This is a genomic window from Pseudoalteromonas sp. ABV4_021, from assembly GCF_056159365.1.
In genome coordinates this window covers 714,951-735,152 of the sequence record NZ_JBSWVB010000001.1, presented here as the reverse complement: position 1 = coordinate 735,152, position 20,202 = coordinate 714,951, and the positions used below count along the sequence as shown (strand labels likewise).

The 20,202-nt window shown below is 41.1% G+C and carries 18 protein-coding genes; 7 read left to right on the top strand and 11 right to left on the bottom strand.

Going from position 1 to position 20,202, the window contains the following annotated elements; genetic code table 11:
• Positions 1 to 24 precede the first annotated feature (24 nt).
• From prfB to xerD, 4 genes are all read right to left on the bottom strand, one after another.
• Positions 25 to 1,123 (bottom strand): peptide chain release factor 2 gene (gene prfB / locus ACXAFE_RS03435; protein WP_152960705.1). Its coding sequence is split into 2 segments (ribosomal slippage): positions 25 to 1,047 and positions 1,049 to 1,123, totalling 1,098 coding nucleotides; the frame shifts between segments, so codons are not numbered across the junction.
• A 120-nt stretch (positions 1,124 to 1,243) separates the two neighbouring features.
• Positions 1,244 to 2,968 (bottom strand): single-stranded-DNA-specific exonuclease RecJ, encoded by a 1,725-nt coding sequence (gene recJ / locus ACXAFE_RS03430; RefSeq protein WP_475148710.1) that lies wholly within the window; start codon positions 2,966 to 2,968, stop codon positions 1,244 to 1,246.
• Positions 2,969 to 3,035: 67 nt separating this feature from the next.
• Positions 3,036 to 3,767 carry a bifunctional protein-disulfide isomerase/oxidoreductase DsbC gene (gene dsbC / locus ACXAFE_RS03425; RefSeq protein WP_475148705.1) on the bottom strand — a complete coding sequence of 244 codons (732 nt, stop codon included), beginning with the start codon at positions 3,765 to 3,767 and terminating at the stop codon, positions 3,036 to 3,038.
• A 78-nt stretch (positions 3,768 to 3,845) separates the two neighbouring features.
• A complete protein-coding gene (gene xerD / locus ACXAFE_RS03420; RefSeq protein WP_475148700.1) occupies positions 3,846 to 4,751 on the bottom strand; it encodes a site-specific tyrosine recombinase XerD in 906 nt (301 codons plus the stop codon).
• Between the two features lie 73 nt (positions 4,752 to 4,824).
• On the opposite strand from xerD, the gene fldB reads away from it, so the two are divergent.
• On the top strand, positions 4,825 to 5,346 hold the full coding sequence (gene fldB, locus ACXAFE_RS03415) for a flavodoxin FldB (RefSeq protein WP_054978598.1): 522 nt from the start codon (positions 4,825 to 4,827) through the stop codon (positions 5,344 to 5,346).
• A gap of 9 nt (positions 5,347 to 5,355) precedes the next feature.
• Here fldB and ACXAFE_RS03410 read toward each other — a convergent pair whose 3' ends face one another.
• Positions 5,356 to 6,063: a tRNA1(Val) (adenine(37)-N6)-methyltransferase gene (locus tag ACXAFE_RS03410; RefSeq protein WP_475148692.1), complete on the bottom strand. Its 708-nt coding sequence runs from the start codon at positions 6,061 to 6,063 to the stop codon at positions 5,356 to 5,358.
• Positions 6,064 to 6,402: 339 nt separating this feature from the next.
• On the opposite strand from ACXAFE_RS03410, the gene srmB reads away from it, so the two are divergent.
• Entirely contained in the window at positions 6,403 to 7,632 is a 1,230-nt protein-coding gene (gene srmB, locus ACXAFE_RS03405) for an ATP-dependent RNA helicase SrmB (protein WP_138633952.1), read from the top strand.
• Positions 7,633 to 7,663: 31 nt separating this feature from the next.
• Here the strand turns inward: srmB and ACXAFE_RS03400 are convergent, their stop codons facing one another.
• Positions 7,664 to 8,722, bottom strand: coding sequence for a bifunctional transcriptional activator/DNA repair enzyme AdaA (locus tag ACXAFE_RS03400; protein ID WP_475148688.1), 1,059 nt, complete (start codon positions 8,720 to 8,722; stop codon positions 7,664 to 7,666).
• Positions 8,723 to 8,802: 80 nt separating this feature from the next.
• Positions 8,803 to 11,196 carry an alpha-glucosidase gene (ygjK, locus tag ACXAFE_RS03395; RefSeq protein WP_475148685.1) on the bottom strand — a complete coding sequence of 798 codons (2,394 nt, stop codon included), beginning with the start codon at positions 11,194 to 11,196 and terminating at the stop codon, positions 8,803 to 8,805.
• 170 nt (positions 11,197 to 11,366) lie between these two features.
• On the opposite strand from ygjK, the gene ACXAFE_RS03390 reads away from it, so the two are divergent.
• Together ACXAFE_RS03390 and ACXAFE_RS03385 are read left to right on the top strand one after the other, a co-directional pair.
• The gene (locus tag ACXAFE_RS03390; protein ID WP_475148682.1) at positions 11,367 to 12,296 is read left to right on the top strand and encodes a tetratricopeptide repeat protein; all 930 of its coding nucleotides are present in this window, start codon (positions 11,367 to 11,369) and stop codon (positions 12,294 to 12,296) included.
• 68 nt (positions 12,297 to 12,364) lie between these two features.
• Positions 12,365 to 13,222, top strand: coding sequence for a GGDEF domain-containing protein (locus ACXAFE_RS03385; protein ID WP_475148675.1), 858 nt, complete (start codon positions 12,365 to 12,367; stop codon positions 13,220 to 13,222).
• On the opposite strand, the gene yaaA is transcribed toward ACXAFE_RS03385, so the two are convergent.
• Positions 13,219 to 13,998, bottom strand: coding sequence for a peroxide stress protein YaaA (gene yaaA / locus ACXAFE_RS03380; protein WP_475148673.1), 780 nt, complete (start codon positions 13,996 to 13,998; stop codon positions 13,219 to 13,221). The genes ACXAFE_RS03385 and yaaA overlap by 4 nt on opposite strands.
• 232 nt (positions 13,999 to 14,230) lie before the next feature.
• Between yaaA and tal the strand changes: the two genes are divergently transcribed.
• The 3 genes from tal to ACXAFE_RS03365 all read left to right on the top strand — a co-directional run bounded on the left by tal (position 14,231) and on the right by ACXAFE_RS03365 (position 17,153).
• On the top strand, positions 14,231 to 15,181 hold the full coding sequence (gene tal / locus ACXAFE_RS03375; protein ID WP_475148667.1) for a transaldolase: 951 nt from the start codon (positions 14,231 to 14,233) through the stop codon (positions 15,179 to 15,181).
• 14 nt (positions 15,182 to 15,195) lie between these two features.
• A complete protein-coding gene (pgi, locus tag ACXAFE_RS03370) occupies positions 15,196 to 16,809 on the top strand; it encodes a glucose-6-phosphate isomerase (protein ID WP_475148661.1) in 1,614 nt (537 codons plus the stop codon).
• 158 nt (positions 16,810 to 16,967) lie between these two features.
• Positions 16,968 to 17,153 (top strand): DUF3545 family protein, encoded by a 186-nt coding sequence (locus ACXAFE_RS03365; RefSeq protein WP_105170819.1) that lies wholly within the window; start codon positions 16,968 to 16,970, stop codon positions 17,151 to 17,153.
• A gap of 53 nt (positions 17,154 to 17,206) precedes the next feature.
• On the opposite strand, the gene ung is transcribed toward ACXAFE_RS03365, so the two are convergent.
• The 3 genes from ung to thrB form a co-directional block, all read right to left on the bottom strand.
• Positions 17,207 to 17,878, bottom strand: coding sequence for a uracil-DNA glycosylase (ung, locus tag ACXAFE_RS03360; protein ID WP_475148656.1), 672 nt, complete (start codon positions 17,876 to 17,878; stop codon positions 17,207 to 17,209).
• 94 nt (positions 17,879 to 17,972) lie between these two features.
• On the bottom strand, positions 17,973 to 19,256 hold the full coding sequence (thrC, locus tag ACXAFE_RS03355) for a threonine synthase (protein WP_475148650.1): 1,284 nt from the start codon (positions 19,254 to 19,256) through the stop codon (positions 17,973 to 17,975).
• On the bottom strand, positions 19,243 to 20,202 hold the full coding sequence (gene thrB, locus ACXAFE_RS03350; protein ID WP_475148647.1) for a homoserine kinase: 960 nt from the start codon (positions 20,200 to 20,202) through the stop codon (positions 19,243 to 19,245). Before thrB ends, thrC begins: the two co-directional genes overlap by 14 nt.

Below are 20,202 nucleotides of genomic sequence, written 5' to 3'. Positions count from 1 at the left end.
TAGCTCTAAGTTGCTTGGTTTAAATTAAAGGCCAGATTTCAGGCTGGCTTCGATAAACTTATCTAAATCGCCATCTAATACGGCTTGAGTATTGCGGTTTTCAACCCCGGTACGTAAGTCTTTGATACGAGAATCATCGAGTACGTACGAACGAATTTGGCTACCCCAGCCAATATCCGATTTTGCATCTTCTTGCGACTGCTTTTCAGCATTCTGTTTATGCATTTCAAGCTCAAACAATTTTGCTTTTAATTGCTTCATCGCCTGCGCTTTGTTTTTGTGTTGCGAACGGTCATTCTGACATTGTACTACCGTGTTGGTTGGTAAGTGAGTAATACGTACCGCAGATTCTGTACGGTTAACGTGCTGACCACCCGCACCCGATGCACGATACACGTCAATACGTAAATCGGCTGGGTTAATATCAATTTCAATATTGTCATCCACTTCTGGATAAACAAACGCCGAAGCAAATGAGGTATGACGACGGCCTGTTGAATCAAATGGGCTTTTACGTACTAAACGGTGAACACCTGTTTCAGTGCGTAGCCAACCATAAGCGTACTCACCTGATACACGTACCGTAGCACCTTTAATACCGGCAACATCACCATCGGTCGCTTCAACGATTTCCGCTTTAAAGCCTTTTGCTTCAGCCCAACGTAAATACATACGCAGCAGCATGTTACACCAGTCTTGTGCTTCAGTACCGCCCGAGCCTGACTGTAAGTCGATATAGGCATCGTTACCATCTTGCTCACCAGAGAACATTCGACGGAACTCTAGCTTATCAAGTTGTGTCATTAAGTCTTCAAGCTCTGACTCTGCTTCTGCAAAGGTGTCTTCGTCTTCGGCTTCAACAGCCAGTTCAACTAAACCTTCAACGTCTTCAGCGCCTTGCTCAAGATTTTCAATAGTTTCAACAATTGCTTCTAGGCTTGATTTTTCACGGCCTAATGCCTGTGCTTTTTCAGGCTCATTCCATACTGCTGAATCTTCTAATTCGGCATTAACTTCTTCTAACCGCTCTTTCTTAAGAGGGTAGTCAAAGATACCCCCTAAGTTGGTCGGTACGTTCGCGAATTTCCTTGATTTGGTTAATCACAGGATTCACTTCAAACATTACATCACTCCAACAGGTGTTTTGCCCGAATTCTTGGCAATAATCAAAGGCGGGAATTTTAGCAAAAAAAAATGGTTTTGATTAGATTCAAAACCATTTTTTCGCATAAATATTTCTTATCTATGCCAATTGTATTTCGCTAACTAGTAATTGTAGCGAAAACTTACCTCTAAACTCATTAATATCAAGCTGATAGGCTAAACGTACTTTTTCAGCAGCGGTATTTGGCCACGCTCTTAAATCAACATTAAAGGCTATCGCGTCAACATCTAAACCCGACGCATGTCGTAATACTAATTTTAAATGTTTTTCGCCTACCATACGCTGTTGAATAACATAAAAAACATCGTCAAATAGCGGCTCAGGAAAGCTCTGACCGAATGGCCCTGCTTGCTTAAGTTGGTTGGCGAAATTCAAGTTAAAACAATCAGCTGGCAAATTACCATCAGTTAATAGCACCGCGTGTTTATCTTCTTCGGCGAGCGTATTTGCCACCGCATCTGTGTAAACCTGTTTAAAGCGGGTAAAGTCGCTTTCTAAAATTGATAAACCCGCCGCCATCGCGTGACCACCAAATTTTAAAATTAAATCTGGGTATTTAGTTGAAATCGACTCCAACAAATCACGCATATGCAGTCCTGGAATAGAGCGACAACTACCTTTAATCTCGCCATTTTCACCCTGTGCAAAAATCACCGTCGGGCGGTGATATTGCTCTTTTAAACGCCCCGCCAGAATACCAATAACACCTTGATGCCAATCATCTTGATATAAACACACCGCATCTGGAATTTCTTGAGATTGCGATACCAAGCGTTCTAGCACTGCGCTTGCCTCAACTTGCATACCTTGTTCGATTTCACGGCGTTCTTGGTTTAACCCGTCAAGCTCTGCGGCAATGCGTCTTGCCTGATTGCCATCCTGACTCAGTAAACAAGCGATACCTAGACTCATGTCATCTAAGCGCCCTGCTGCATTAAGCCTTGGCGCAATAGCAAAGGCAAAGTCACTGGCTTGCAGGCGATAACTATTACGGTTGGCAACCTCAATCAAAGCCAGAATACCAGGGCGGGTGCGCCCTGCGCGAATACGTGCCAAACCTTGATAAACCAAGGTACGGTTATTAGCATCGAGCGGCACCACATCGGCCACTGTACCCAGTGCGACAATATCTAATAAACTCGCTAAATTAGGTTGTGCTAAGCCGGAGTTTTCAAAATAATTTTGCTCTCGCAACGTGTGACGAAGTGCCACCAGCAAATAAAACGCAACACCACATCCAGCCAAAGCTTTAGATGGAAACTGACAATCAAAGCGGTTTGGATTAACAATCGCATCGGCATTCGGTAGCTGTTCACCTTGCAAGTGATGATCGGTAACAATCACTTGAATGCCAGCTTGCTTACAAATTTCAACACCCTGCAAGCACGAAATGCCGTTATCAACTGTGATGAGAATATCCGGTTTAATTTGCACTACTTGTTCTGCAAGTTGCGGGCTTAAGCCATAGCCTAAGTTAAAACGGTTTGGCACTAAGTAATCAACATTTTGAAAGCCAAACATTGGCAGGCCTTCCATTAACACCGCGGTACTGGTTGCACCATCAGCATCAAAGTCACCGACAATTAAAATTTTGGCGTGGTTTTGCAGCCCATTAATTAAGATATTTGCTGCAACATCAATGTCTTTCAACAAGCGAAAATCAAGTAGCGATGCCGCGCCATTATCAAGTTCAGTATTGGCTTTGATGCCACGAGAAGCATAAATTTGTTTAATTACAGGATGAAGAGAGGCGCCTAAATGACTGTCGTCAACGCGTGCACGTGTTTGAATAGTTTTTTGCATGAACCGTTTTTTAATAATCTCAGACTAAAAAGGGCCTTAACGGCCCTAATTCGCTAAAAAAGTTATCTTAACCTTTTTTGCTATCAAGAATTTGCTTTAACTGCGCCGCTGGCTGGTAACCAGGAATAAGCGTACCATCTTCTAAAATGATTGCTGGCGTACCCGTAATACCAAAGCTTTGACCCATTTCAAACTGTTCTTTTACCGGTGCATCACAAGCTGCTACGTCTACTACGTCATCACCCGCTTTTGCATCAGTAAGTGCTTTAGCGGCATCTTTTGAGCACCAAATATCTTGTAAGTCGTCATAACCTTTACTTGGAATACCTGCACGCGGATACGCTAGGTATTGCACCGTAATGCCTGCATCTAGGTAATCATCAAGCTCGCGGTGTAATTTACGACAGTAACCACAAGTGATATCGGTGAAAATCGTGACCTTATATTTTTCATCTTTTGCTGGGTAAACAATCATTGAATCAGCAAACTGCTTAACGCCTTCAACACGCAAATTACCTAGTGCAACTTCCGTTAAATTTTCTTTGTTTTCTAAATCAAGTAACGTACCTTGCAGTAAGTATTTACCGTCTGCCGTGCTGTATAACACGCCGCGATTGGTTAATACTTCATACAAACCTTTTACAGGAGTTTCTGCTACACCACTTGCTTGTAGACCAATTTTTTCAAATTCCGCAATGATTTTCGCTTCGATTGGATCAACACTCGCTGCTGCGACACCATTTGCTGAAATATTAAATGCCGCACTCAACAAAGCAGCTGCGATTGCTAGTTTTTTCATTTGCTATCTCTTTTTTAAATACTGGGGCTTATAAATATTTAGACCGTACTAAGCCACATAAAATTCCGTATTTTGTCATCAAGCTCTTGGATGATGCGTCTGATGAATGGATTTTAACCTTTCTTTTGCTACATGAGTATAAATCTGTGTGGTCGATAAGTCACTATGACCTAACATCATTTGTACAACACGTAAGTCAGCACCATGATTGATCAAATGTGTGGCAAACGCATGACGCAAGGTATGTGGCGATAATTCCGTTTGAATATTCGCAACGATAGCATAGTGTTTTATGCGATGCCAAAAGGTCTGCCGTGTCATGCCAATGCCGCGTTTTGACGGAAAAACAAAATCAGTCGCGTGTTTGATTAATTGCGGACGTGCTAACTTAATAAACGCTTCAATATACTCAAGCGCCACTTCCCCCATTGGAACTAAACGCTCTTTGTTACCTTTACCTTTTACAAATACCACAGCTTGGCGCAGATTAATTTGCTCCATGCGCAGGCCAACTAATTCACTTACGCGAAGCCCTGTTGCATACAACAGTTCAAGCATGGCTTTATCTCTTAGCTCAATGGGTTCTTCGAGATTAGGTGCATCAAGTAAGGCTTCAACTTCTTCTTCAGTTAAGGTTTTAGGTAATGACTGACCGAGCTTTGGCTGCTCAATATGGGCAAGCGGTGAGCTGGAGAGTTTCTTTAAACCAATAAAATACAAATAAAAGCGTTTTAACGCACTTTGCGCCCGAGCCGTACTTCGTGCTGTAAAACCATTTTCTCGGCGATATGCTAAATACTCCAGAATAATGCCTTCATCAACATCAAACAGCGGTGTTTTCGCAATAAAAATCGCAAATTTATTTAAGTCACTACGATAAGCCGCCAAGGTATTTTCACTTAAACCTTGCTCAAGCCAAAGGGCATCTAAAAACTGCTCTATCTGTTGGCTATTTTCAACACTTGGGGTTTGTTTTTCTGTCAATGTATTAATAACACATAGGTTAAGGTAAACTAGCGCCTATCATATCAAGCTCACGGCAACGCACAAATTTAATATGAAAATTGGTTTATTTTTTGGCTCTACAACCTGTTACACCGAAATGGCTGCAGAAAAAATTCAGCAAATTATTGGTGAAGACATCATTTCACTTCACAACATTAAAGATGAGCCATTGAAAAACGCTGAAGAATTCGATTTCTTAATATTTGGTATTTCGACTTGGGACTTTGGCGAGTTACAAGAAGATTGGGAATCAATTTGGGACGATATTGAGTCGGTTAACTTAAGCGGTAAAACCATTGCCTTGTTTGGCATGGGCGATCAGCAAGGATATGGCCAATGGTTTCAAGATGCATTAGGCATGCTGCACGACAAAATTAAACCACAAGGCGTTACCTTTTTAGGCTACTGGCCTAATTCAGATGATTACGAATTTGAAGCATCAAAAGCATTAACCGAAGATGGCACACAGTTTGTTGGCTTGGCGCTAGATGAAGACAGCCAGTACGAGAAAAGTGATGAGCGCATTGCTACTTGGGTTGAACAAGTAATGACAGAATACGCTGAAACGCTTTAACTTCTTGCTTCAAAAGTTCAAATAGAAATCACGGCACAGTTGTTTATACGCTGTGCTGTATTCCCCACTCTCAGCATGAATAACTAATTCTTCTTCAACTAGCGTTTGCAACTCATCATCATTATGCGCTAAACACAATAACACGCGTTTTGCTGCTTTCTTTTGAGTGGTGAATACCCACAGCTTTTTTGTAATTTTCAATTTAGCGTTATTTGCAGCACTTTCAAACTGGCTTAACTCGGTTGTTGGTAATACCACACAAAACCGCCCCTTTTCGCTTAATAAACTCGCAGCTTTAGCACATAAACTATCAAACGATAAGCAATCCGTATGGCGAGCTGTCATGCGCTGTGCATTGTCGCTTTTAAGTGAATCATTAAAAAATGGCGGATTTGAAACTATGAGATCAAATGCTGTATTTGCTTGAAATTCTTTGATATCGCCTTGCCACACGTTTAAATCCGTCCAAGGCGACGCTGAAATATTTTCTTTGGCTTGATTGTACGCTGCCAAATCAATTTCAACGGCTGCGATCGCTAAACTGGGCGCACGCTGCTTAAGCATCAAAGCAATTAGCCCCGTACCTGTGCCAATATCTAATGCTGTTTTTGCACCTTCAAGGGGTGCCCAAGCGCCCAACAAAATACCGTCTGTACCCACTTTCATCGCACATTTATCGTGGTTAATATGAAACTGCTTAAACGTAAAACCCGACATTGCGGTAAAATGCCCTCTGCTTGAGGGTCTTTTTGTCTTTATTGATATTTTCAGCAATAGGTTATTTATTTCGTTAGCAAATTGGCATGAATATGATTTAGATTTTCTAAATAAAATGTCAATGCAGGTAACGGAATAAATAGCCATTGCCCTTCGGGCTGAGGCCTAAAATCACCTTACTCTGCTTTGAAAATAAGTTATTTAGATGGCTAAACTTCCTTATTTTCGCATTGATTACGGCGATTTTATCTCTCAGCTGAATAATTAAATAAAGAATAAAAGACCCTATTATTGATTCGGTGTATAATACAGCTAATTTTCCTTTATGTTTATTTCCTTATGCACTTTGCTGACCTAGATCTTGATCCCAAATTATTAAACGCCATTGAAAAAATGGGTTTTGATAAACCGACTAGCATTCAATCGCTCGCAATTCCTGCAGCGATGAAAGGTCGCGATATTTTAGCAAGTTCACCAACCGGTACAGGTAAAACCGCTGCGTTTTTACTTGGTTCAATGCAATACCTGATTGATTTCCCAAGACGTAATCCAGGTTTTGCGCGCGTACTTATTATGACACCAACACGTGAACTCGCTTATCAAGTGTATGAACAAGCAAATGCCCTTGCAGCGCAAACTCACCTTAAAATTGGTGTAGTAACCGGTGGTATTAACTACGGTAGCCATAAAGAAATTTTTGAAAAAAATAACGACATTCTGATTGCTACGCCTGGTCGTTTAATGGATTACTTAAATTCAGAAAACTTCCACGCAGAAGATGTTGAAGTACTTATTCTTGATGAAGCCGACCGCATGTTAGACATGGGCTTTCGTAAAGAAATGCTACGTATTTGCGACGAAGCAAAAAACCGTAAACAGTGCTTTTTATTCTCAGCCACACTAGAGGGTGACAGCGTTGAGCTATTTGCAGAGCGCATTCTAAATGATCCAGCACTTTTAGAAGCAACGCCATCACGCCGCGAAAAAGGCAAAATCCATCAGTGGGTGCATTTATCAGATAACCGCGAACATAAAGTGGAACAACTTGAAGCGATTTTAAAATCGGAAGAAGTTGAAAAGGCCATTGTGTTCGTTAAAACACGTGAACGTTTAGAGCAGCTAGTTGGCGAGTTATTCGCGAAAGATATTAAAACTACGTGGCTGCGTGGTGAAATGCCTCAGGATAAACGTTTAGCCGCACTTAAAAGCTTTGATACCGGCCGTACAAACGTATTAATTGCAACCGACGTTGCCGCGCGTGGTATCGATGTAGCTGACATTAGCCACGTAATTAACTTTGATATGCCGCGCACCGCCGATATTTACGTTCACCGCATTGGCCGTACAGGCCGCGCTGGTAAAAAAGGCACGGCGATTTCATTTATCGAAGCACATGATGTAGAAATTTTGGCGAAAGTTGAGCGCTATACCGAGCAAAAACTTAAGCGCCGCACAATCAAAGGTTTAGAGCCAAAACACAAAGAAGCAAAATTACCGGCGAAAAAGAAAAAAGACCCGGAAAAAATGAAGGCGAAAAAGAAAGCCAAGAAAAAAGCGAAAAAGAAGTAGCTTTATAAGAGCGGTGTTATCACCGCTTTTATTATTCTTTAAAGTCAGCACCTTCGTGACGCAATAGCCACGCCTTTCGCTCTAAGCCACCGCCGTAACCTGTAAGTGACCCATCCTTACCAATCACCCGATGACACGGCACAATAATAGCAACCCGATTCATACCATTTGCAGTTGCGACAGCGCGCACCGCTTTCGCGTTATTAAGTGCAGTTGCTTGCTCTGAATAACTGCGTGTTTCGCCAAATGGAATAGTTTGTAACCCTTGCCATACGCCTTGCTGAAATTCAGTACCTGGTAAATCTAGGAGAATGCTAAACTCTTTGCGCTTGCCCGAAAAATATTCATTGAGCTCTAACTTACACTGTTTAATGTAATCATTCTCGCCTTGTAAAATCACCGCATTTAAGCGTTTTTGTAAATCGTTAAATTCCGTTTCTAACATGCGTCTGTCAACAAACTCAACAAGACATACACCGTTATTGGTTGCGCAAATAAACATTGGGCCAATGGGTGTGGTGTGGCGCGCAATTAAGATAACTTGCTTATCTTTACTTTTACTTGGGTTAAGGCCTGTGGCTTTTTTAAAGGTGTAGGCAAATCCGCTTAGTGAGTTAAAACCCGAATCAAGCGCCGAATCAATCAGTTGCTTGCCATTTTGAATTTCTTGATAAGCCGTATTTATACGCACCATGCGCTGATAAGCTTGAAACGTCATGCCATAGTGTTTTTTAAACCAACGCCTTACCAGTTCGGGCTGAATTCCAGCCTCTTTTAAATGGTAGTCTGAAAGTTTTTCTTGGCCTTTTTGCGATAGTAATTTTAATGCTGTAGCAACTGGCTCTGGCATTGAATGGGCATTTTGTGTTGGCTTACACACTTTGCACGGGCGAAAGCCCGCATCAAGGGCATCTTTTACCTCTGAGCAAAACTCGACATTTTCTTTTTTTGGTTTGCGTGCTGTGCAAGTCGCGATACAAAAAATCTGCGTGCTGGTAACACAGGCATAAAAACAGCCAAGATATTGACTGTTTTTATCTACCAATGCTTGGTAATACTCGTTAATTTTTTCAGGTTGGGTGATTTTCATAAAGCCAATCATTTGGTGATTTTAGCCAAGCGTAACCAAGGCTAACATTTCACTCAACCGAAAACTGAACAAGTATATTTTTAGTGTTGTCCTAACGTACTTTCAGGCAAACCAACTTCATCCAACATCATCATTAAATGAGCAGCGCTCCAACTAAAGTTAGTTGCGCCTTGCTGCTCACCAGTAAAAGAATGATAGTTTTCACGAATACTGTCATTTTGGCTAAGACCTTTACTATTACTAATCAGCTTTTGTAAAAGCTGCTGCGCGTCACTGTTATAGCCATAATGACTTAGTGCACTTAGTGCGAAATACACTTGATCAAGCCACACTCTGCCGCGCCAATAAACATCTGCACCAAATGCTGGGTTTGTGATGGCTGCGGTAGGAAATGGCACATAGGTATTAAACTCGTGCTCACTCAGCATGGTATTGATAACCTTTTTCGCATTCTCTGTACTTGCCACTTGGCTAAATAACGGCGCCCAACCTTCAGGGCCTTTGCCGCGATGCACCAGCAACTTGCCTTTGCATTCACTCGTTGATTGCGGGGTATTATAAATGGCTAAATCATAATAAAAGCCAGTTTTTCTATCGTAAAAACACGCATCAATGCGTGCTTTTAAGGTTTGATATTCTGTTTGGTATTTTTGTGCATCTTGGTTGTTACCTAATCGTTTTGCCATTTGCGCAAGTTGGCGTTTTTCCATTGCTAGGTAGCTATTAAGCTCCACAGATTCTTGGTTAATTGAGTAGCCAACCAATTGACCATCACGTACGTTTTCAAAAATCTTAACCTGCCAATCAGCCTTGGCTTTTGCCATATTCCCTTGATAAGTTTGATTGGCATATTCTTTATACTGCTCATTTGAAATAAAACCAAAACGTGCTGCATTATCCATACCTGATTCCCAACCAGCAGCATGTTGCACAGGGATATCAAACGCACGAATTTGAGGGTTATCAAGTAAACTTAAATACAACTGATTACCGCTGCATAAATACCAATCATCTTTCCCTTTTTTGCACGATGCCAAAACAGCCAGTTGCGTGTTTGCTTGCACTGAGAAACGCATATCCCCTTCTTTTGTGGTATGCGTATCATCAACCGTGCCACCATATTCAATTAAACCATTTCCATTATGATCGCGGTTTAAATACCACCACTCATGATACGCTTTTAATTTTGGATACATTTCAGCCAAAAATGCATCATCATTACTTTTTGACACAATTTGCCAAACTACCCAAGATGCCAGTGGCGGCTTAGTATTTCGCTCATTCCAATTACCGCCATCGCCACCGCGCGCTTTTGAGTAGTTGTAAAACACCGCATCAATCACCATACCCGCATCTTGCGGTCGAAGTGTATCTTTTTGCGTTATTTGATAGTCAAACATGGCGCGTACATTATCTTTAGCAAGTTTCGGCATCACCTCTGCAAGTGCATAAGCATGCTTCCAACTGTCCCACGCCCATACACCATTAAACCAACGGGCAGTCACCGATGGGGTTACACCATTATGTTTAATTGCCCCTGCAGGACTACGCCAGTTGCCAACTAAAGTTTCTAGCGACTTTATTGCTAACCTATTTGCTTGTGCGCTGTGCTGATTTGATAGTTTATTTGCCAGTGACTGCCATCTGGTTTTCGCCTTCAAATAGGCGGGCTTTTTACTGTTTAACCAAGCGCTTATATTTACATCTTCGCTATCGCTCTCGTGCTGATTGTGAGTATAACTAAGTACTGTTGTCAATAATGTTGAGTTTGCAGGTAAAACCGTTAAACCACTTGTACTTCTGTAGCTTTGTTCAACAGGATCAAAAGCTGATTTAGAAGCAATAGACCGGGCTATTTTAAATCGCGCGGTGCTGTCATTAAGTTTGTGCCACGTATCACGAGTTTGGTCAAATTGCCATGCAATTGCTTGGCTAGAAACTTGCGGTGTTACTTGCCAAGTGTAATCGTCATCGTCGCTTTTCCAATGCTTTGTAAGTTGCCCTTGCCACTTTAGTGAGAGATTAAGCGGCTTTTCGGTTAAATTAGAAATGCGTGTATCAATCACACTGCTACGCGTTGATACAAAACTTAAGTAAACATCGATGCTAAATGAGTTTGTGGTGAAGGTTTGTTTGTAATATCCAAGCCGACTTGAAATGGTACTTGGTAATGTCGAGAGACGTTGATATTCACCACCATCAACAGCAATCGATAGCATCTCAATATATTCAGCAAAATAAAGGGTGTATTCTTCAAATACAATGGCAGGCCCCGCAAAGCTGCCTGCATTTTCATGTTTTGGTTGTAAAAACCCATGCCAGCTACCAAGGTCAAATAATGGGTTTGCTTGTTGATTACCATAGCTATCGTAATATTTGGCGCTTTGTGGTGCGCCTTCACGATTTAATTGTGAAAGTGGTGATGCTTGTAAACTACAACAAACAACAATAAAAGCAGCGAGTAAAGTTTTCATTCTAAACAGCATTTTATTTTTGTATACATTATCCATAAAGTAATGCAAAAAACAATCTGATTGCGATAGCACTAAGCACATCACAAATATTTGAATTGAATTAAACTAGTTTCTAAAATAACGGCTACAGCCAAGTTTTATTGGCACAAAATGACTAAATTATAATAATAATGAAAATTCGATATTTTACTGTAATAGGTTTATGGCTACTTTGTACAAGTACAAAGGCTGCTGATAACCTACATAACTTTGAAGATGTGTGCCCCAACTTATCAGCACCCGATTGCAGCGCAAAGTTGCTCAAGCAACAAAGTGAATACGCGCCCTACAGTACCGATTGGTATTTTATTACGGCCCATTACTTAGATTTGCTGTATGAAACTACCAATCTAAAACCGTTGAAAAATCTTACAGAGCAATATTTAAATTCAGGCCAAACGCATCCTGTTACATTTCAAACTCAGCTCTATTTTTACGCCGCTAAAGCGTTTGATATTTATAATGAAAAAGTAAAAGCCAAAGAATATGCACAGCAAGCGCTTAAATTAGTTAGTGCCACGTCTGAGAGCTTTCCAAACCCATTGCGTATGGTTGAAATTGCCAATTTGGAGATGGTATTTGGCGATAAAGATACAGCAACACAAATGCTCAACCGCTTAGCTCAGCAATACCGAAAAAGTAAAGATGCTAAGCTTCAACACGAAATTTACGGCAACTTAGCAAATGCTATGTACTCGCAAGGTCAACTACTCGAATCAATCCCGCACAGAAAAAGTGCGCTATTTTGGGCACGTAAACTCGGGTTTAACGATAACCTTACCATGGCAAGCGGCAACTTAGCGCGCACCTATCAATTGGTTGGCCAATTGCAGCTTGCAAACGAAACATATCGCGATGCGATAAGCAATTTTAACAATGAAGAAAGCCCCAACTATTCGATTTTCCAACTGCGTTTAGCCGAAATAAACACAGCACTTGGCGACATACAGACTGCTAAACAGCACATAACTGAAGTTAGATTTACTAAATTATTGCCAAGCCACCTTACACTTTATCACCAACTGGCAAATAAGCTTGAACTAAACCTAACCGCACTATAACGCGTAACTTGTGAATACGACTTGAACGGTCAATACTTGTGGTACTAACAAAATACTGTAGTTCTAAGATGTCGGTTTATATACTAGCACTGTTTATTTTACTGCCCTTTGTCTCATATTGGTTGTTTCCAGCTGTCGCTAACGTAGATGTAATTAGTTTTGCATCTGAATTTATTATGGCGATTGCGGTGCTTGTTTGTATTTTCAATTTGAAAAACTTTCGACAAAGCGAACGTTCAAACAACATGCTTTTTACAGGTTTTTCAATTTTATTAGTTGCGCTTTGTGTTGATGCACTAGATGAATTAGTGATCTTTCCAAAAGTCATCACTATCGTTATTGAAGATCTCTTTCAAATTATAGGTTTGTTGCTGATTGTGTTTGGCATCAAACTATGGCTTGAAAAACAAGAGGCACAAAATAATACGCTATTAAAACTTGCCACCACCGACCCACTAACAGGCGCTTATACACGCCGCTATTTTATTGATAAGGCAAATGAAATAATACAAAGCGATAACCCACGGTTTTGCATTTTAATATTAGATATTGATCATTTTAAAAAGATTAACGACCAATATGGTCACAATATAGGTGACTTAGCACTCGTTGAATTTTGTAATCTAATACAAAGTAACTGTCGCGAATCCGATTTATTCGCACGCTGGGGCGGTGAAGAATTTATTATATTGATGCCACATATTGCAACGTCTTCAGCACACAGCAAAGCCGAATCACTGCGTACGCAATTAGAAAAAACCGAACTGCATTTATCAAACGCAGTATTTAATATGACTGTTTCGATTGGTATAGCTGAATATTCAGCAAACGTGAAAAAGCTAGAGACGTTAATCGATATCGCTGATAAACGTCTCTATCAAGCCAAGCAACAAGGCCGCAACCAAGTTGTATCAAGTACAAATTAAACTTGCTCCGCGCGCAAAAAAACCGGTTCATTGGCTTTTTTCGTGTGCTCTTCACTGTAATAGTAACCTGTACAGTCAAACGCTAATAACTGCTCCATATCCGTTACTTGCTGTTCCATAATGTAACGCGCCATTAAGCCACGCGCTTTTTTCGCATAGAAGCTAATCACTTTATATTGACCATTTTTACAATCTTTAAATACAGGTGTAATAATTTCACCGTTAAGTGCTTTTTTATCCACTGCTTTAAAGTATTCGTTTGACGCTAAATTAACGAGGGTATTAGTATTTTGTTCAGCAAATACTTCGTTTAGCTTTTCAGCAATGATACTGCCCCAAAATTGATATAAATTAGCTCCGCGTGGATTTGCCAATTTTGTGCCCATTTCAAGGCGATACGCCATCATTAAATCGAGCGGTTTTAGAATACCGTATAGTCCCGACAAAATGCGCAAATGACCTTGTGCGTAATCCAGTGCTTTTTCGCTTAGCGTCGCGGCATCTAAACCGGCATAAACATCACCATTAAACGCATAAATAGCTTGTTTGGCGTTACTTTCAGTAAATGGTGTTTGCCATTCGGTAAAACGCGCCACGTTTAAACCCGCAAGCTTATCGCTAATTTTCATTAAGCTTGAGAGATCTTGTGCTGATAGTTCGCGACATACCTCAATAAGCTCTTTGCTGTGCGCTAATAGATCAGGTTGTGTATGGTTTTTACTCGGTGCAGGTGTTTCGTAGTCTAAATTTTTAGCAGGTGATATTACTGTGATCATAATTACTATTGACTTGTCGTTGTATTAAGGTAATTTCAACACTTCTTGTAATAAAAATCACCTGTTAGTTAGCATTCGATGGATTTTTCTTCGCTAGGAGTAGCGTAAACCCTGTGTTACGGACATTTGACCTTTCCCAAATACTTGTCATCTAGCTTTAATGATTCATCTTTAAGCTAAACTTAGCTAACACGCTATTTTTATTACCTTGATATTAGGAATGAGGTAAACCATGACACAAATTTTAGCGGCTTTAAAAGCCCAATCAACGATTGTTGCCGATACCGGTGATATTGCAGCTATTAAAGCACACCAACCGCAAGACGCGACAACCAACCCATCACTACTTCTAAAAGCCAGTGAAATCGAGGCATACCAGCCGTTACTAGCAGAAGCTCTTGCATATGCAAAAGCAAACGAAGCCGACTCTGCAAAGCAAGTCGCACTTGCATGTGATTATTTTTCAGTATTGCTTGGTAAAGAAATAAGCGAAGTAGTACCGGGTTACATTTCAACAGAAGTAGACGCGCGCTTATCATTTAATACTGAAGCAACCATCGCTAAAGCTAAATCGTTACTTGCGCTTTACCGCGAAGCCGGTGTTGATACAGACAAAATTTTAATCAAAATTGCGTCAACTTGGGAAGGTATCAAAGCGGCTGAACAGCTAGAAAAAGAAGGTATTAAGTGTAACTTAACGCTACTTTTCTCTGAAGCGCAAGCCAAAGCCTGTGCCGATGCCAATGTATTTTTAATTTCACCATTTGTTGGCCGAATTTTAGATTGGCACGTAAAAAATGGCATGCCTAAGCCAGAATCTGCACTTGATGATCCAGGTGTTCAATCAGTGCGTAGCATTTACAACTTTTATAAAACACACGGCTACGAAACCGTTGTTATGGGCGCAAGCTTCCGTAATACCGGCGAAATTTTAGCGTTAACAGGTTGTGACCGTTTGACCATTAGCCCTCAGCTATTAACTGAACTTGCTGAGCTAACCGACGCTGAAGTTTACCCACTAGAAAAACCGACTGAAGTATTGCCAAAACCGGCACCACTTAGCGAAAACGAGTTCCGTTGGCAGCATAACCAAGATGCAATGGCGACAGAAAAACTAGCGGAAGGTATTCGCTCATTTGCCGATGCACAAGTTGAACTTGAAACTCGTTTTGCAAACCTATAAGGAATAAACGGTTTATGACCACCTTAGCGCAGTTGCACACGCAACTAACACATGCTGCTGAGAATATTAAAAAGAGCCAAATTTTGGCTCTTTTTGATGCGCAGCCTAACCGTGCAAGTGAATTTACACTGAGCGCGGCAGGTTTAACCTTCGACTTTGCTAAGCAAGCAATCGATAAATCCACTCTTAACGATTTAATTGACGTTTCTAAGTTAAAGCAGTTAGCGCAAAAACGTGAAGCGCAATTTACAGGGCAGTTGATCAACAGCACAGAAAAACGCGCTGTACTTCATACTGCATTGCGCAATACACAAACCTTAGCAACGCATTTGCCAGAGGTGGCAGAGGAAATAAACTCAACAAAAGCGAGATTACTCGATTTTGTTTCTCGCTTTGAACAAAATGCTATTGTTGGCAATACGGGCAAAGCGATAACAGATGTTATAAGCATTGGTATTGGCGGCTCATTTTTTGGCCCTAAAATGTTGGAAGCTGCATTAGTAGATAGCCATATCAATGACATCAATGTGCACTATCTTGCCAATATCGATGGTCAGCAAATTAAGCATACATTGGCAAAACTGAATGCCGAAACAACCCTAATTGTGGTGGCATCAAAATCGTGGACCACAGCTGAAACTCAGCTTAATATGCATGCAGTAATGGATTGGTTTAAGCAAACCATGCCAACTACAGCAATCGCTGAGCACTGGGTGGCATTAACGGCAAAACCAGAACTTGCAAAGCAAGCTGGCTTTAGTGAAGAAATGATTTTCCCATTGTGGGATTTTATTGGCGGTCGCTATTCGGTTTGGTCGACCATTGCTCTTCCGCTTGCATTAAAAATCGGTAAAACTAATTTTGACGCCTTACTTGCAGGCGCTGCAAACCTTGATAATCATTTTTTAACAGCGCCAGAAGAGCAAAACTTACCTATTATTGCGGCGTTAATTGGCTATTGGCAGCAAAAGTACTTAGGTGAAAATAACTTATTGGTACTACCGTATGGTCACGCCTTAAAAACCTTACCTGCTTATTTGCAGCAACTTGATATGGAAAGTAACGGTAAAAGTGTCGATCTTAGCGGTCAGCACATTGAATTATCAGGTCCGATTTTATGGGGAGCTGAAGGCACTAATTGCCAGCACTCTTTTATGCAGTTACTGCACCAAGGTAAGCAAAGTGCCATGATTGACTTTATTTTGCCACGCGTTGGTGAAGCCAATTACCAGCAACACCACAAAGCAATGATTGCCAATTGCCTAGGGCAAAGCCAAGCGCTATTGCAAGGTAAAAGCTTGGCACAAGCAAAAGCGGAGCTAGCAGCACAAGGCTTGACTCAAGAGCAAATAAACGAACTTGCGCCACATAAAGTAATGCCGGGCAATAAAGGTTCAAATACGTTATTAATTGACGATTTATCGCCTCGTTCACTTGGTGCGTTGCTGGCGTTTTATGAGCATAAAGTGTTTGTGCAAGGTGTACTCTTTGGCATTAACAGTTATGACCAGTGGGGCGTTGAACTTGGTAAACAACTTGGCAACCAAGTGCTTGATGCGATGGCGTCCCAAAATTACCAACAGCTTGATCCATCTACAGCGAATTTGCTAAAAACACTTACAAATTAAGACCCTAACAGCTACCCCTTGGGTAGCTGTTTTACCCATCTTTGATCTAGTCGAAAAACCTTCATTATTTTTTAACAAAAGCTAAACATATTAGTTTTATTTTTAGACGAGTTATGATATTTCTTATGCCGAGGTTAAAAAATCCACAGGAGGATACCATGGATAGCATCGAAGATATTTTTGCAATATTAGAACGTCCTGAACCAACAACAAAAACCTCTTCAAAAGGGAAAAAGCGCAAATGGCGCGAAATAGAAGCGTTAAAGGAAAGACATAGACTGAAAAAAGAACTCGAAGAATACGGTTCTTTAGAAGACATTGACCTAGATGATTTAGTCATCTAAACAATATAAAGGTCAAATCAAAAAAGGCTCTTACGAGCCTTTTTTATTGCTTGCTAAACCGCTTCTGGTAACAGCCAATTAATTGGGGTTTTTCCCATCGCAATTAAGGCATCGTTTGCTTTAGAAAAGTGCTTACAACCAAAAAAACCACGATAGGCAGAAAGCGGTGACGGATGCGGCCCATTAAGTACAACGTGCTTAGTTGTATTGATATGGCGTCCTTTTTTTTGCGCATGTGAACCCCAAAGTAAAAACACTATACCATCACCATGTTCATTCAATGCTGCAATAACACGGTCGGTGAACGTTTCCCAACCGAGCTTTTTATGCGAATGGGCTTGGCCTTGTTCAACCGTTAATACCGTATTGAGTAATAGCACTCCCTGCTCTGCCCAAGTTTGCAAATAACCATGATTGGGTATAGCAAAACCATCGATATCGGTTGCTAATTCTTTATACATATTGGCAAGCGATGGTGGCGCTTTAACGCCTGGTTTTACTGAAAATGCCAAGCCATGTGCTTGGTTTGGGCCATGATAAGGATCCTGCCCGAGGATCACCACTTTCACATCTTCAAACGCAGTGCTTGAAAACGCACTAAACACTTCATCCGCAGGCGGAAATACATTAACCCCCTCTGCGCGCCTTTTGGCAACATAGTCGAGAGTGTCTTTAAAGTAGTCTTGTTGCTTTTCAACTGCGAGTACATCTGTCCAAGTAGTCATAAAATTCTTTGTTGGTTATTTTTGCTATCAGTATGCCATAAAAAAGCCGCTAACTTGTAGCGGCTGGGTATTTCAATCAACAGATTTAAAAGGATTAAGCTAGTTTTGCCAAAATGTTTTCACGAAGCACTTGATAGTCATTAACTAGGTCTTCTGCTAAACACTGTTTTGCTAATGCATCAGCAAGTGGTTTTGGCATTTCTAATTCAATCGAAAGAATGTCTTCAACTGACTCTTTAAATTTAGCTGGGTGAGCCGTTGATAAAAAGATGCCAACACCATCGGCAGCTAAATCTTGTTTTAAGCCTTGGTAAGCAATTGCCGTATGCGGCTCAGCTAAGTAACCTTTAGCATAAACATCATGCATTACCGCTTTCGTTTCTGCTTCATCAACACTGTGCGAATAAAAGTTATCGTAACTAAACCAGTTGTTATCTAGCATAAACTGCACGCGCGGCCAGTTGTTTGGCTTACTTACGTCCATCGCATTTGATAACGATTCTAGTGTTGCATTTGGCGTCCATTCTTTTGATGCCAAATAGCGCGGCACAGTATCATTTTGGTTTGTCGTTGCTGAAAGCTTAGCCACTGGTAAACCTAAACTTGCAGCAATCATCGCGGCACACACATTACCAAAGTTACCACTTGGCACCGAAATATGCGCTTTTGCGCGCTCTGCTTTAGGTAATTTCGCCACCGCTTCAAAGTAGTAACATACCTGTGCAAGTAAACGGCTAATATTGATTGAGTTTGCTGAGTTTAAGCCTAAGCGCTGTTTTACTTCATCATCTAAAAACGCTTGTTTAACCATCGCTTGGCAATCATCAAAGCTGCCATCTACTGCGTAGCAATGAATATTATTGCCCAGCGTTGTGAACAGTTTTTGCTGCGCTAGTGAGATTTTACCTTTCGGGTATAAAATCACCACATCAATGTCTTTTTTACCGTAAAACGCATGTGCCACAGCAGCACCTGTGTCACCACTTGTTGCCGTTAAAATAGTAGTTTTATTACCTTCATTAAATACCGACAAACACTCTGCCATAAAGCGGCCGCCAAAGTCTTTAAACGCAAGCGTTGGACCATGAAACAGCTCAAGGCAGTAAACATTATCTTCAACTTTTACTAGTTCAGCTGGAAAGTTAAAGGCATTTTGTACCATTTGCTGTACGGTACTTTCTGGCAACTCATCACCTATTAAATGCGATAAAATTTTGCTGCTACGCGCGACAAAATCAAGCCCAAGTAATTCATCAACATTGCTTAGCGGCACAAGGCTATTTGGGAAAAAGACACCTTGATTGTTGCCTAATCCTACTTTTACCGCCTCTACAAACGATACCTTCTGCTCGGCGTCTTTTAGATTATGCAATAACATCACTTTCTCCTTTTTCTAGTACACGTGTGCCACGGTTATCTATTTTACAAATGTGGCTAAAACCGTTTTCATTCAAATAATTTTCTTTTAACCAAGCGTCTATTGCTTGTGCTTGCGCTTCACTTTTTGTTAAAGCCAAAAGCGTTGGACCTGCGCCAGAAATGGCAACCACTTCGGCACCTAATGCTGGTAATGCCGCTTTGGCTTCGCTAAAGCCTGCGATTAATGATTGGCGATATGGCTCTGCAAGTTCGTCTTTCATCAGGGCTATTGCGCTATCAAATTGCCCGCTAAAACATAACGCAGTAAACGCGCTTAAACGCTGGCCATAATTAATGCTAGTGTGCATGCTGACTTCTTTTGGCAGCACAGCGCGTGCTTTTGCGGTATTCAGAGCAAAGCCTGGGTAGGCAACGACTAATTGCCAATTTTCATCTGTTGGTAACGCCAATGAATTATTTGGTACTAAATCACCGCACAATTGCAAACCACCTAAATAACAAGGTGCAATGTTATCGTAGTGGCGACCACCACTGACTTTTTCTTCAAAATCAGCCATTAATGCCAATAACTGTTTTTGAGAAAGGTTAGTGTTAGCAAACTTATCAAGTGCCGCAAATGCAGCAACCACAGAGCACGCACTTGAACCTAAGCCCGAACCAACCGGCAAGTTTTTCTTTAATTCCAGTTTACATGCTGGCATATCGCTTGAAACATGCTCACGGAAATGCACTAAACACTGATAAGCAAGGTTATCCTCTTTAGGACCAGCCAGTTTTTCAGCATATTTTCCACTACATACAAATTCGTCTTGGCCTGAATCGCTTGCGCCAATTGCAACAATATCACCAAGTAGCGCGCCACTTACTGGCGCAAGTGCTGCGCCAAGTAAGTCAAAACCAACGGCAAAGTTGCCACTGGATGCGGGTGCATAAACTTCAATCAT

Coding starts and splice junctions, on each gene's coding strand:
- tal (WP_475148667.1), top strand. CDS start 14,231: ATGACACAAATTTTAGCGGCTTTAAAAGCCCAATCAACGATTGTTGCC.
- ACXAFE_RS03365 (WP_105170819.1), top strand. CDS start 16,968: ATGGATAGCATCGAAGATATTTTTGCAATATTAGAACGTCCTGAACCA.
- ACXAFE_RS03400 (WP_475148688.1), bottom strand. CDS start 8,722: ATGAAAATCACCCAACCTGAAAAAATTAACGAGTATTACCAAGCATTG.
- srmB (WP_138633952.1), top strand. CDS start 6,403: ATGCACTTTGCTGACCTAGATCTTGATCCCAAATTATTAAACGCCATT.
- thrB (WP_475148647.1), bottom strand. CDS start 20,202: ATGATTGAAGTTTATGCACCCGCATCCAGTGGCAACTTTGCCGTTGGT.
- thrC (WP_475148650.1), bottom strand. CDS start 19,256: ATGTTATTGCATAATCTAAAAGACGCCGAGCAGAAGGTATCGTTTGTA.
- ACXAFE_RS03385 (WP_475148675.1), top strand. CDS start 12,365: ATGTCGGTTTATATACTAGCACTGTTTATTTTACTGCCCTTTGTCTCA.
- pgi (WP_475148661.1), top strand. CDS start 15,196: ATGACCACCTTAGCGCAGTTGCACACGCAACTAACACATGCTGCTGAG.
- recJ (WP_475148710.1), bottom strand. CDS start 2,968: ATGCAAAAAACTATTCAAACACGTGCACGCGTTGACGACAGTCATTTA.
- dsbC (WP_475148705.1), bottom strand. CDS start 3,767: ATGAAAAAACTAGCAATCGCAGCTGCTTTGTTGAGTGCGGCATTTAAT.
- ACXAFE_RS03390 (WP_475148682.1), top strand. CDS start 11,367: ATGAAAATTCGATATTTTACTGTAATAGGTTTATGGCTACTTTGTACA.
- ACXAFE_RS03410 (WP_475148692.1), bottom strand. CDS start 6,063: ATGTCGGGTTTTACGTTTAAGCAGTTTCATATTAACCACGATAAATGT.
- ygjK (WP_475148685.1), bottom strand. CDS start 11,196: ATGAAAACTTTACTCGCTGCTTTTATTGTTGTTTGTTGTAGTTTACAA.
- fldB (WP_054978598.1), top strand. CDS start 4,825: ATGAAAATTGGTTTATTTTTTGGCTCTACAACCTGTTACACCGAAATG.
- yaaA (WP_475148673.1), bottom strand. CDS start 13,998: ATGATCACAGTAATATCACCTGCTAAAAATTTAGACTACGAAACACCT.
- ung (WP_475148656.1), bottom strand. CDS start 17,878: ATGACTACTTGGACAGATGTACTCGCAGTTGAAAAGCAACAAGACTAC.